Below are 11,631 nucleotides of genomic sequence, written 5' to 3'. Positions count from 1 at the left end.
ATTAGATTTACCCGCGAACTTTTAACGTATAGTGTTGAGGTTTTTTATAAACCATAGAAATGCTTCTTTAACGCGATTATTCATTCGAGGGATAGTACCAAGTGCAATAGAGCACGTTGCATTAACTAACCGCATATGCGCAAAAAGCAAATAGATGGGAAGCAACTTTTCGGTAAGTTCTAATGCTTTTTGTAAATCTTCATTAGAGGACAGCCATCCCTGAAAACAGGTATCATGAAGTATGTGATAGTCTGTGGAGTCCATTGGTACTTTATAGCGATTGCCTGGAATTTTAAGGAAAGCAGCAAGGGAGAAGAATGGATGATTGATAGCCGTTTCACCCAGATCGATAATACTAATTTTTTTTGTGGTGCTACTGAATAACATATTATTCTCGTGGAAATCAGAATGATTAAGACATTCTGGTATCCCATAACTTGAAAGCTCTTGGCATAGTGCCTCGAGACTCATCATTGCATCTTGTAATGTCTTAATCTGTGACGCCTCTAATCCATTAACCGTTAAAAAAGATTCATTGCCAACGAGATCTTGATACAAAGTTGGAAATTGTTTAAGGCGCCAGTCTGGCACACCGGCTTGAATAAACACAGCAACATGTGGCACTGTTGCCCTTTGCATAGCATTGTAAACTTGCAGGCCCTGAACTAACAGATCAATCTTGAGATGCCCATCAAACAAAGTGCGCAGTGTTGCATCTCCGCACTCCTTCATGAAAAAGCAGTGTAAATTTTTGTTCTCTGCAATGACTTCTGGGATATCAGTTATTTTGCATAAGTTGCGGTATTTTTGAAGGATATCAACTTCGATAAATAGAGTGGGTGGCGTTTGCTTAAGATAAAATGGACCTTCGGGTGTGCTAATTCTTAAAACACTTGACCAAGGTGTTTGTACAACAATTTCTGTACCAAGCATATTTGAGCCAAGAATATTTTTTGCCCAAAGGATTATTTGATTATGTGTGTTTTTATTATTAGTCAAAATGGATATCCAATTTGCAATTTGTTGCATCTAAAGTTGCCATCTTCCCAATCGGTAAAACATGTCGGCTTTCTATATGACCATATGAAAACCCGCGGATACATGGCACATTAATTCGCTTACACCAAAAATCAATAATATCTTCTGTTGTTCCAGCTTGGGCTGAAAAATGCCTGGCTGTACATTCAGTGAAAGTTCCAATAACAACGCCTGATACATTGTTTAATATCCCTGCAACATACAATTGCGAAAACATTCCTTCCACAATGTAAGGCTCAATTCCTACATCCTCAATCAATAAAATCTTATTAGAAAAATCCGGTTGATAAGGTGTACCCATGAGATTTAGCAAACACATTAAATTTCCACCGATCAGAGGTGCTATAACGCTACCATGATTAATGGTTGCTCCTCCATGAATGGAATAGCTTTCTTCATTTAAACAGTGGGTTAAAGTACTTAATATCCTACGATCTATTACTCCCTCTTTGATATCACTGCAATTGAAACCTGTAAAAGATATGCCTCCAGTTTTAGAATATATCCCTAGCTGCAAAGCTGTAGCGTCACTATAGCCGATTATTGGTTTAGGGTTCTTGCGAATAACATCATAGTCTAGCAAAGGCAAGGTTCTAATAGAGCAGGTGCCACCATTAGTCGTGATTATAGCTGACACATCCGAGTCTTTGAAAAAATTCATGATATCGTCAGCACGCTGCTCATCTGTTCCCGCAGAAAAAAGCTCAGCCTTTTGAATATTTTTACCAATTTTTATTTTAAATCCTTCTTTTTCAAAGTAAGCAATTGAGGCTTCAAGCAGTCCTGGAGAAAGTGGGCTTGACGGGGCAATGAGGCCAATCGTATCGCCTTTTTTTATTGAGTCTCGATTGTCTGATATCATCTACAAAACCTTTTTCAGGTAATATCGTTTATGCCTCTCTGGGCAACCTTCAAGAATACCAAACACCTCGTATCCTTGTTTCAAATAAAAATCCTTAGCCTGCCAATCAAATGTATCTAAATGCGAAAGGCTAGCCCCCATTGATTTAGCTTCGGCCTCAACTTTGCTCAGCAAAAGGCTTCCGAGTTGTTGGCCACGATGACTCTCCTTGACGAACAAAACATCGATATAGAGCATGCCCCAGCAATATATTAATGAGTTGATCCCTGCTACTACAAGGCTCTCATTCTTTATGTGAAAATTTAAACTGACAAAATCGTTGTCCTGTGTAAACGGAGCGTGGCTTTTATTGAAGGCAACAATTTCATCATCTACAAACTGCGTTTCTTCTTCACTGCTGATAACGATATCGAAGCTCATAATGCCTTCCTAAGAAAAATTCTTGAATGTTCACGCCAATATTTTTTTATCTCGCCCATAGGTTCATAACCATTCTTCAAATAAAATTCTTCCGCTTGAAAGGACCATGTATCAGTTATAGAAAAAACACAGCCATGCTTAACAGCTTCTTGCTCTGCTGCATTTATTAATTTTGTACCATAACCTTGTTTTCTGAGTTTTTCATCAACCTACAACACTTCAACATATACTTGCTCGGTATCAAAATGCGCTTGTATGCCACCGAAAATCTCGCCCAAGTCATTTTTTAAAAACACTGAAAACTCTTTGTCTCTTGGCTCGCCTATTAGGCGTTCATAATGAACAACAAGTCCTTCCACCAAAGCATTATTATCAGCCTGATTGGGGTTGTGATCTACGATTACTTTGTATGTGCTGTTTGGTATTGGCTCTCCATTATGACTATTTTTCTGATTAATCCAATTAGCGATAGACTCCGCAACCTGATTTATTGTCAAACTTGTTGTGTCCAAGGCTTTAACAAATGCTTTGCTATTCCAAGTCACAAGTTGACCCAAAACACTAAAATCCAGTCCATGCCAACAATCATCGAGTAGCACATGCTGCATCCACTGTGGGTCTTGGTGATGCATGCGAAGCCAAGACGACCAATTCAACATGTTTTGATCAAGGCCATAAGTATTACGTTTTTTGAGGCGTTGAATACGTTCGAAATCGCTCACATCCAAAAGACAGAAATTGACTTTATCTATCTGTTTTGCGGAAGGGCATGCCAGTATTTCCCCTAAAACAATTTGACCAAGCAAGCAGGCATCTTTGCCATCGCTAAATAATTTTTGTAGCCACTTCTCGGTGGATTCTTGGCGCCATTTTTTATCGGCAGCGTCGGGCACACCAATATCGTCAAAATCATAAACAGCGATACTATCTCTCAAAAGTTCTTTTAAATTGGGCATTACTGCCGTTTTACCACTGCCACTGGCACCACCTATAAAATATAATTTCATAAAATCTCCCTCGTCTTGTCGGACTGACAAGCTCTCTCTATTGCACCATTCGGTAGAAAAACGGGCTGTAAGTGTTCAAAGCATTGCATCCGATCGTCACCACCTTCATCAGACAGAAAGATGTATTCACAATAGTCGCCGATGTCCTGAATAATACGTTCAAAACGATAGTAGCAAATGGCATCCTGATTTATCTTTGTTTGGCCATAGCCCTGATAAAATAGTGATTCCTCTTCAGTCGCTGTGCGACCGCTGTCCCAAATACCAGCGCCGACAAACATCAAATCACGTTCTTTGGGGGCAAAGATGAGGGTATCCCAGTCAACAATATAAAGAGCTCCTTCTTTATCAACAATCAAGTTCCAGCCATGGATATCTGCATGGCATAAAATATATTCGAGAGGCTGTTTTTGGATCGTGATCGCAAGCTTTTCAGCGCGCTCAACAAGTTTACGTATTTCGCTACTTTTGGATTTCAGGAACAATGCCATTTTTACAGCAACAGGCTCTTCAAAAACCTCATTTTCAATGCGCATAAGAAATGCTTTGACGGTTTCTCGCCATTTGGAAGAAAATACTTCCCGTGGTGTGCCACTTGTTAGGGCGTTTGGAATATCGGTGCTGTGAAGCTTTTTAATGGCCGCCCCAAATTGAACCCACTGATCTTCTGATAGTTTGGCTTCTACGCCATTACGACCCTCGACATAAGGGTAGAGAATCGCCTTGAAGGATGCCAAGCTTGTCCAAAGTTGCCTTGTCTTGGTTGCAAGAGGCGGGATCACTTGCTTGATACCCAAGTCAGCAAGATATTTAGGAGCTGAAACTGAAGCATCAATAAATTCACCGCGTCGTAACTTTAGAAAGTAATCCACTTGGCTGCTTGTCGTGACCTGGTAAACAGCTGTATTGAAATCAGCGCCAAGAGGCAGAAACGCTATCTTTTCCACAGTCAATCCATACGCATCCCGTAAACACGCAATGATTTTTTCATCTTTAAGGTCAGGTTTTATTAGCATCGTCTTTGTACCCCAATATCAGCACTCATGCTTTCCTCGAATAAATATTGTTTTTAAACAGAGGTTCAAACCCAAGTTTTTGATAGACCCCAAGCCCTGAATCGGATGATTCTAAAAAGCAATGGTATGCGCCTAATCTTTTGGATTCTGATAGCACATAACGCATGAGCGCGCTAGCATATCCTTTGCCTTGAAACTCAGGGAGGGTGCCCACATCGTCTATCCTTGCAATGGTGTTGTCGTGCATTGATAGGGTAATTGATGCGATTGGTTTTTCCTGTTTGTATAAGCTGAAATGGCGAAGATTAATATTCTTTTTTAAGGCACTTTCATGGGTGGTTGCATAGATCGAACAAATTTCAAAAGTAGATTCAAATGCGCCTATCAATGGCATCATCCAGTCATTTAATTGATCATCATTCGCTTTGATAATAGTTTCATCATCAAAACTCGCAGTTTGGGCAAATGAAAATTTATCTAAGTCCACAACCATTGAAACTGATTTGCATTTCTGGGGATAACCCATTGTGGTTAAAACATCTGCCATTTGAGGCGTGCACAATTCTTGTGGAATGATCACATCAAAAGAAAGGTTATTCTGGTCGAAAAACTCCTTTCCTTGGATTAAGACTTTATCCAGAGCGTTTGTGTTTTTTGTAATGTAAATAAAATTTAGTTCGGCGCCACCGGTCATGTAGGCATGAGCGCCGTCGCCTGGATCCATGCATTTTGAGGAAATGCCTCTGAAAAAATAATCCTCGGCTTGGCGGTATAAATTTATTAATGGAGCGTTCATATGCCACTCCTATTTTTTGATTCAAATGCGTAAATAACCCAGTCCTCTCCTTTAATAGTTGCCTCAGTTTTAGCAGGTGTTACTGAAATGAATTTTTTAATTGCCTGCAGCCAAAATGAACAGGCTATGTGATTGCCCACTAATACTCTGACTTGCCATTGGCCTTTAAATTGCTCCCATATCTTAAGAACTGCTGCAGTACCAACACCCTGTCGCTTGTATTTTTTCATGACAAAAAATTCAGAAATATCCCAAACCGTCGTATCATCCGAGATAGGGGATCCCTTTTGCACCAAAATAAACCCGGCTATTTTTTTGTCAACGTAAATCAAATAGGGAAAGCGAGTAGACTCTGTCCAATACAAAGGCAGGCGCTCATATCCATAAAAACCATCATCACCAATATCAAAGTCACAAAACTCTGTGAAGTCGTAGGCGTATAACTCTAATAGATTCGCCAACAATGGCTTCTGCTCTATGGTGGCTTTAATTAGTTCTACTTGCATGCTGTACCCCCATTTCGTCAATGAGATTCAAATATTTTTCTATCAAATCTTCGACCGTGTTTATCGAGAAGCTGGGGCAATAACGCGGGTATTCGCGACCTAAGCCACAGGAACGTTTTTCTAAAAGTTCTATGTCATATTCAATCATGTCCTCTATATCAAATTTATCGCCATACTTTTCTTCGCTATGAACCCCAAGGCCTCCATCATAAAGCGACCCATTGGGTAAACGTATAAGAACGTGCCAGCACTCATCAGATTTTTTAACCATAATAAACACGATATTTACTTTTTCAGTAAATATCAGATTCCATAGCTTGAAAAAAGCATTGGCAAATGGACCGCATGGACCAGAATTAATGGCAGGTTCACCAAAATTATCACCGGCTATTTTGACGTATCCATAGAGTTTGTTTATTTCACCAGATAGCTCACCAAGATAGGTGTCGAGGGTTTTAGTATTTGAATCTTTATCCATCAATTACATCCTCAATAATTCTTTTTTGTATAAGTGCCTCAGGGCTGTTTTTATCTGCTATCTGGCATAATTCAAAAGTTGCCTTCCATAAGGTCCAGGCTTTTGCGCGAAGCCAAGTGTCCTCATCAAAATCCATCTCTTGGACAAAGATGTCGCGTGCCTTTCCTTTAAGGAAAGTCCATGCGATCACCAGATCGCAAGCAGGATCACCTAAAGCCACACCGCCAAAATCGATAATAGCGGATAGTTTGCTATTTTTAAGCAGCATATTACCGATCGCAAAATCGCCGTGAATCCATACAGGAGGTTTATCCCATTTTGTCTTGTAGGCACGTTCCCACAGATCTATCGCTTTACCCTCTTTGATAACAGTTGATAGCTCTGAAATTTGTTCTCGGGCACCTTTATCGTAAACACTGACATGATCGCCACGCCACCAATTATGCTGGCCTGGAGCCGGTCCATCGACATCATCGATGTTTTGTAACTCTTTTAAAAACCTTACTAAATCAAATGCAAGCTTTTCTAGGCAATCATGATCCAAAACGAGAAGGTTAATACTCACTCCTTCCAGCCATTTGTAAATGGAGAATGGGTATGGATAATCTTGTGAAGCAGCACCCATTTTAATTGGAACAGGAATACTGACCGTTAAGTGGGACACTAGCTTCGGTAATAAGGCTTGTTCTTTAGGAACTTTCAAAGCATAAGATTCCGCAGTTGGCATGCGGATTAACATGTCCGGCCCTAAACGATAGGTACGATTATCATGCCCTTGTTTTTCAACTGATGTAATGGGTAAATGAGCATATTCTGGAAATTGCTCAGCTATGAGCTTATGCGCAAGATCAGGTGTGATGTTGAATGGTTGATCGGCGTTGGTCATAACACTACCTCCATCACGGTTACAGGATTCGATTTAAACTCATCCATGCCGATTTTTTTCCAACCTAGGTGAGTGTAATAGTCAGTAATAGTTGGATCAAATGTAAAAAGATATAATTTTTGAAATCCTAGCTCAGCGGCTTTGTTTGTGATGGCATCAATTAACATCTTGCCGATCCCTTGTTTTTGATATTTTTGATCAACCACCAAATCACCAATCCAAGGTCCTAAATCTGGCCGAATGCCACCATTTAATTCCAATGTGCAAGAACCTACAGGAATTTCACCATCTAGTGCAATGTAAGTCAGTGGCATATCTGGTTTCAGCTCTTCATAATACAAAGATTCAATTTCTTCAATTACAATCTCTGGCATCCAGATTTTACCTAAAACCTCATGCCATATTTCTGCGCATCTTGGTATGCTCGCTGGGTGGTTTTTAAGTAGGTCAATAGTGATCATAATTTACCTTCAATAATTTTAATGACTTCATGCATGATGGTTTGTAAGCGTAGAATCGTGGCTAAAGTTTGATTCACTTGTTCAATGCCCATGGCTTTATGTTCAGAATTGCCAGAAACACAGGAGCGTTCGATGTTATAAACCAACCAGCCAATCCAACTAAAAGCGCCATAACAAGCAGCGACAACATGATCCTTATTGATAACGCCACCAGCTTTTTGGTATGCCTCAATCATTTTAAAAAAGAGATCCTTGTCAAAGGTACTTGTAATTCCGCTCCAATAAAATGCTGTGTTGATAATGTCATAAGTGGGATTGATTTTGCAGGAAGATTCCCAGTCGATTAGGATTGGATTATTGCTACTGTCCCACAAAACATTCTTCTGATCCAAATCACCATGGCTGACGATAATATGTGTTTTTAGTGTCGGTATTGAATTTTGATAAGCTTCATTAGCCGCCAATATATTTTTCTGATTTTTCCGTAAATTTGCAGCAAAAGGGCACACAAACTTTACAGCCTTGTCAAATAGTTCAAGAATCTTTTGGTTTGTGTGAGTATAAAATTCTGGCTGGGTGATTTCAGGTTCATCCAAATTAAGACAGTGCATTTTGGCGAGGATAGTGGCTATTTTTAGGGCGTGATGTTCTGAAACGGCGTGTTGATCTAATGCTTTTGCATTAACCCATGGGTACACTAGAAAACCAGTTCCGTCTATCATAAAAAGATATTTGCCAGATTGTGCAATTGCACAGATGCCTGGGATGTCATGGGCTACAAAGCGTGATGCAAGTCTTTCGCTCAATTCATAATTTTTAATGACTTGCTCATTTTTCAGATTAATGTCTTTTGATAGCTGCTTTACCGCATAAGAGCCTTTATCTGTATCAAGACGCCACATTATGTGGAGTAAGCCGCCGTGTACTCTTGTGGGCACTTGAATGGGCGCCCCAAGGTTAAAATGATGGCAAATTGCTTTGATATGATTATTATTCACAGACAGATAACGTCTAATCAATAAATGATGTGGTTTACCAGCGCCAGAAACATCGCCAGACATTACAAAGTCAGCAATATGCTCAAACCCCGCCCTCATGTAGACCTTTTTTGCTCTAGGATTATCGCTAGCAGGGTCGATTATAAATGTATCCGCTGATACGTCGAAGTCTTTTCTGAAAAAATCAAGAAATTCTGATAATGTTTGGGCGCCATAGCCTTTGCCAAAATAATTTTTATTCCCGATCATGTAATCGATACCGTAAGTATGGCCTGTTTTTGAAAGGTGATTTAATTTAATGTCATCAATATGATCTTCTGCTGTTTCTTGGATAGTCATCAGCATTGCGAATGGATGACCATCACAGCTTGCTATCCAATAAACATACTTGCCGTCTGCATAAGATGAAGGTGTAATACGTCCATCAATAAAATTTAAGATCATCCTTATGCCCCTGTGTGTTATCCCAGAACTCTTGAACGTTAGGTTCTGCAAGCCAGGCAAAAATTGTATCGATATCACTTGCATTGACTTTTTTAAACTGTAGGTTCATTGTTTTTTCTCCAGATACAATTTCATCCCTTCATGGCTAGCTTCAAAACCCAATTTCTCATAGAATTTTTTTGCTCTTAAGCGTTTTTTATTGGTTGTTAATTGAATAATTGAGGCGCCTTTGGATTTCCCATAATTGATTGCAGCATTCATCATCCATTCACCAATTTTTTGACCTCTAAATTGTTCAGAAACCCTTACAGCTTCAATCTGCATTCGAGTTTGGCCGGTAAAAGTAAGTGATGGCATGATCGTTAAATGGCACGTCCCGATAATTTCATCGTCGTTTTCTACAATCATCAAGTATTGATTAGGGTCAATGTCTATCTTGTAGAACGCATCAACGTAGCGCTGATCTAACACTGACTGCTTGTTTTCTCGTGTTTTTCCAAGCTCATCTTCAAGGAGAAAAGTCACAATCAAAGGCAGATCATTTATATTGGCTTTGCGGTATCTGATGTTTAGTGGATCAGATTTATTGCTCATGTGTTCCACCGTTGTTATTTTTTAACTTGAATGCATATTCTAAAATGTTTGCTGCTGCCTGAACTGCGGACAAAGCACTGACATCTAATTCCAACAAATGTGGATGGTCTACGTGAATGAGTTGCTCTCTTTGATGTACATCTTGAGGATCAACTGATTTCCATCGCGCTCTTCTAGAGGGATCTGTAATACGTCTTAGATTTTCTTCTTCTGAGATAAGTAATTTTACAGGAATAAAGATCGAGTTGCGTTTTAATGCCATTGTTTCTACTTGTATGTAGCAATCCCGATCGCCTTCATTTTCATATAGGCAATTGGTTAAAACGTAATTGTGATTTTGCTCCATAGCGATGAAATCAAAAATAGCAGTGCGAATGCGCCCTATGGCATCCCATCCAAACTCAGGGATTTTGCTAAAGCCGTCGTAATTTAGCAATGCAAAAATTGGATTGTTGATGAGTTGATTATCGCAAACAATAAATCCATTTTTCAGCAATTCTTGGCTAATTGTATATTTCCCAGTGCCAGGATGGCCAAACAAGTAGATAATGTAAGTGCTTTTTTGTTTTATCATCCATAGTTCATTTGTATCTGGTTGCAAGCCGATTTTCTTAAAACCTGCTTTTTCATAGGCTCGAATTGCCGCAAGATTGGTACTTTCAGGATCAGCAAAAATATGGGTATATGAAGCCGCATATTGGTTTAAGAATGCTGTAATTGCAGATGCACCAATGCCACGGTTCAAATAATCTGTCTCGCCTATCAACACATCGAAGGCCGCAAGACATTGAGGCAAGCCTTGAAGTGATTTTGAGCGTGGAAAATCATACGCATTATAGAGTTGAATATAGCCCACAGGTTTCTCATCAACACAGATAATATAAGGGTTAATGGGTTTAGGAGTACCATGAACCAGCTTATACCCTTTGACATAATCGGCATATTTTTTAGAAATCAATTCATTCGTCCAATGGACATCCTGATCCCACCATGTTTTCACATGCTCTGCTTCAAGCCACTTCAAAAGTAGGGAAAAATGTGATTCAGTTAGTTGCGTGAACGTAATCTTCATAAGCTCTTTTATCTCTTCAACTCATATTCAAACTATAAAATAGGTCAAAAATTGGCCTATCTTGTTTTTTACTACAGCCAACTATTGTATCATGAGGCCTTATTCAAGTTGAAACTTAATAGACAGTAGAAAACAATAAACATGTCCTTCTGATTTAACCGGTAAAATAGCATTAATTACAGGCGCATCTAGTGGATTTGGAGAATAGATCGAATGAACAATAAAGAACATAAGCTTGGTTTGCCATTAGAATATCAACAAATGCCTGAATATTTTGATGCGCATAATATAAGTGAACAGACGGAAGCTAAAAATGCTCTAATAGTGAAATTACTAAAAGAGCAGAAAGTTAAAACGGTTCTGGATATGACCTGTGGCACCGGATCACAAGTGTTTTACTTGACCGTTCGAGGCTATGAAGTCGTTGGTAGTGATTTCAGCCCTGCTTTACTTGATAGAGCACGAAGCAAAGCAAAAGAAATGAATCGTAATATTATTTTCATTGACGGTGATATACGGAAAGTGAACGCTGGAAAATTCGATGCAGTTATTACTATTTTCAACGCCATTGGCCACCTAACCAAAGCGGATTTTGAAAAAGCACTACAGAATATACACGCCAACCTCAAAGTTGACGGCATATATATTTTTGACATTTTTAACCTACAAGCCATTACTGATAACATCATTGATGATTTTGCGATGGATATTGAGAACATTGTTAATGGCGTCAAAATCCGCAACATTCAACATTCTGAGATTGACAGAGAACATGGTCTTCTAACCTCCCATGACCACTATACCATTTCTAAAGAAAAAGGTGAGCCAAAAATACACACAAATAGCTTCAGCCTGCAAATTTATAGTGCCGAAGAATTGCAGACAATGCTTGAGCACAATGGGTTTAAAGTCATAGGGCAATATGATATGGATGGAAATGATTTTGTGGCAGAAAAAAGCCTGAATATCCTAACCGTAGCGAGGAAGAAAAAGGCATGATAGCTACACGTCTACAACAACTTGTAAAGGTAATAACATTTGCCAAAAAGCAAA

14 protein-coding genes and 1 pseudogene are annotated in these 11,631 nt (G+C 39.3%); 1 reads left to right on the top strand and 14 read right to left on the bottom strand.

What is annotated here, in order from left to right; all coding sequences use genetic code 11:
- Nucleotides 1-21: 21 nt before the first annotated feature.
- The 14 genes and pseudogenes from Lwor_RS00745 to Lwor_RS14025 all read right to left on the bottom strand — a co-directional run bounded on the left by Lwor_RS00745 (nt 22) and on the right by Lwor_RS14025 (nt 10,578).
- The gene (locus tag Lwor_RS00745; RefSeq protein WP_083501555.1) at nt 22-1,029 is read right to left on the bottom strand and encodes a phosphotransferase; all 1,008 of its coding nucleotides are present in this window, start codon (nt 1,027-1,029) and stop codon (nt 22-24) included.
- Nucleotides 992-1,900 carry a S66 peptidase family protein gene (locus Lwor_RS00740; RefSeq protein ID WP_058491817.1) on the bottom strand — a complete coding sequence of 303 codons (909 nt, stop codon included), beginning with the start codon at nt 1,898-1,900 and terminating at the stop codon, nt 992-994. The genes Lwor_RS00745 and Lwor_RS00740 overlap by 38 nt, the downstream gene beginning before the upstream one ends.
- Complete coding sequence (locus tag Lwor_RS00735; RefSeq protein ID WP_058491815.1) at nt 1,901-2,320, bottom strand: GNAT family N-acetyltransferase; 420 nt, start codon at nt 2,318-2,320, stop codon at nt 1,901-1,903.
- A pseudogene (locus Lwor_RS14265) lies at nt 2,317-2,517 on the bottom strand (GNAT family N-acetyltransferase); the annotation flags it as partial. The gene Lwor_RS00735 and the pseudogene Lwor_RS14265, both read right to left, overlap by 4 nt.
- A 12-nt stretch (nt 2,518-2,529) precedes the next feature.
- On the bottom strand, nt 2,530-3,327 hold the full coding sequence (locus tag Lwor_RS00730) for a DEAD/DEAH box helicase family protein (protein WP_058491813.1): 798 nt from the start codon (nt 3,325-3,327) through the stop codon (nt 2,530-2,532).
- Nucleotides 3,324-4,343: an aminoglycoside phosphotransferase family protein gene (locus tag Lwor_RS00725; RefSeq protein ID WP_058491812.1), complete on the bottom strand. Its 1,020-nt coding sequence runs from the start codon at nt 4,341-4,343 to the stop codon at nt 3,324-3,326. The genes Lwor_RS00730 and Lwor_RS00725 overlap by 4 nt, the downstream gene beginning before the upstream one ends.
- Before the next feature lie 25 nt (nt 4,344-4,368).
- Nucleotides 4,369-5,139 (bottom strand): GNAT family N-acetyltransferase, encoded by a 771-nt coding sequence (locus Lwor_RS00720; RefSeq protein WP_058491809.1) that lies wholly within the window; start codon nt 5,137-5,139, stop codon nt 4,369-4,371.
- Complete coding sequence (locus Lwor_RS00715) at nt 5,136-5,645, bottom strand: GNAT family N-acetyltransferase (RefSeq protein WP_058491807.1); 510 nt, start codon at nt 5,643-5,645, stop codon at nt 5,136-5,138. Before Lwor_RS00715 ends, Lwor_RS00720 begins: the two co-directional genes overlap by 4 nt.
- Entirely contained in the window at nt 5,626-6,123 is a 498-nt protein-coding gene (locus tag Lwor_RS00710) for a hypothetical protein (RefSeq protein ID WP_058491805.1), read from the bottom strand. The genes Lwor_RS00715 and Lwor_RS00710 overlap by 20 nt, the downstream gene beginning before the upstream one ends.
- Nucleotides 6,116-7,009: an aminoglycoside phosphotransferase family protein gene (locus Lwor_RS00705; protein ID WP_058491803.1), complete on the bottom strand. Its 894-nt coding sequence runs from the start codon at nt 7,007-7,009 to the stop codon at nt 6,116-6,118. Before Lwor_RS00705 ends, Lwor_RS00710 begins: the two co-directional genes overlap by 8 nt.
- On the bottom strand, nt 7,006-7,470 hold the full coding sequence (locus tag Lwor_RS00700; protein ID WP_058491801.1) for a GNAT family N-acetyltransferase: 465 nt from the start codon (nt 7,468-7,470) through the stop codon (nt 7,006-7,008). The genes Lwor_RS00705 and Lwor_RS00700 overlap by 4 nt, the downstream gene beginning before the upstream one ends.
- Complete coding sequence (locus Lwor_RS00695) at nt 7,467-8,912, bottom strand: GNAT family N-acetyltransferase (protein WP_238584590.1); 1,446 nt, start codon at nt 8,910-8,912, stop codon at nt 7,467-7,469. The genes Lwor_RS00700 and Lwor_RS00695 overlap by 4 nt, the downstream gene beginning before the upstream one ends.
- A gap of 105 nt (nt 8,913-9,017) precedes the next feature.
- The gene (locus tag Lwor_RS00685; protein ID WP_058491799.1) at nt 9,018-9,506 is read right to left on the bottom strand and encodes a GNAT family N-acetyltransferase; all 489 of its coding nucleotides are present in this window, start codon (nt 9,504-9,506) and stop codon (nt 9,018-9,020) included.
- The gene (locus Lwor_RS14025; protein WP_083501542.1) at nt 9,496-10,578 is read right to left on the bottom strand and encodes a GNAT family N-acetyltransferase; all 1,083 of its coding nucleotides are present in this window, start codon (nt 10,576-10,578) and stop codon (nt 9,496-9,498) included. Before Lwor_RS14025 ends, Lwor_RS00685 begins: the two co-directional genes overlap by 11 nt.
- A 213-nt stretch (nt 10,579-10,791) precedes the next feature.
- Here Lwor_RS14025 and Lwor_RS00670 point away from each other — a divergent pair, with 213 nt between their 5' ends.
- Nucleotides 10,792-11,577 carry a class I SAM-dependent methyltransferase gene (locus Lwor_RS00670; protein WP_058491798.1) on the top strand — a complete coding sequence of 262 codons (786 nt, stop codon included), beginning with the start codon at nt 10,792-10,794 and terminating at the stop codon, nt 11,575-11,577.
- Nucleotides 11,578-11,631: the final 54 nt, after the last annotated feature.

The sequence above is a fragment of the Legionella worsleiensis genome (genome assembly GCF_001467535.1).
GTDB classification, from domain to species: Bacteria; Pseudomonadota; Gammaproteobacteria; order Legionellales; family Legionellaceae; genus Legionella; species Legionella worsleiensis.
Note: the sequence above shows the minus strand (reverse complement) of the source record. Positions and strands in the feature narration are given on the sequence as shown.

Coding starts and splice junctions, on each gene's coding strand:
- Lwor_RS00715 (WP_058491807.1), bottom strand. CDS start 5,645: ATGCAAGTAGAACTAATTAAAGCCACCATAGAGCAGAAGCCATTGTTG.
- Lwor_RS00740 (WP_058491817.1), bottom strand. CDS start 1,900: ATGATATCAGACAATCGAGACTCAATAAAAAAAGGCGATACGATTGGC.
- Lwor_RS00710 (WP_058491805.1), bottom strand. CDS start 6,123: ATGGATAAAGATTCAAATACTAAAACCCTCGACACCTATCTTGGTGAG.
- Lwor_RS00685 (WP_058491799.1), bottom strand. CDS start 9,506: ATGAGCAATAAATCTGATCCACTAAACATCAGATACCGCAAAGCCAAT.
- Lwor_RS00725 (WP_058491812.1), bottom strand. CDS start 4,343: ATGCTAATAAAACCTGACCTTAAAGATGAAAAAATCATTGCGTGTTTA.
- Lwor_RS00730 (WP_058491813.1), bottom strand. CDS start 3,327: ATGAAATTATATTTTATAGGTGGTGCCAGTGGCAGTGGTAAAACGGCA.
- Lwor_RS00700 (WP_058491801.1), bottom strand. CDS start 7,470: ATGATCACTATTGACCTACTTAAAAACCACCCAGCGAGCATACCAAGA.
- Lwor_RS00745 (WP_083501555.1), bottom strand. CDS start 1,029: ATGCAACAAATTGCAAATTGGATATCCATTTTGACTAATAATAAAAAC.
- Lwor_RS00670 (WP_058491798.1), top strand. CDS start 10,792: ATGAACAATAAAGAACATAAGCTTGGTTTGCCATTAGAATATCAACAA.
- Lwor_RS14025 (WP_083501542.1), bottom strand. CDS start 10,578: ATGAAGATTACGTTCACGCAACTAACTGAATCACATTTTTCCCTACTT.
- Lwor_RS00735 (WP_058491815.1), bottom strand. CDS start 2,320: ATGAGCTTCGATATCGTTATCAGCAGTGAAGAAGAAACGCAGTTTGTA.
- Lwor_RS00695 (WP_238584590.1), bottom strand. CDS start 8,912: ATGATCTTAAATTTTATTGATGGACGTATTACACCTTCATCTTATGCA.
- Lwor_RS00720 (WP_058491809.1), bottom strand. CDS start 5,139: ATGAACGCTCCATTAATAAATTTATACCGCCAAGCCGAGGATTATTTT.
- Lwor_RS00705 (WP_058491803.1), bottom strand. CDS start 7,009: ATGACCAACGCCGATCAACCATTCAACATCACACCTGATCTTGCGCAT.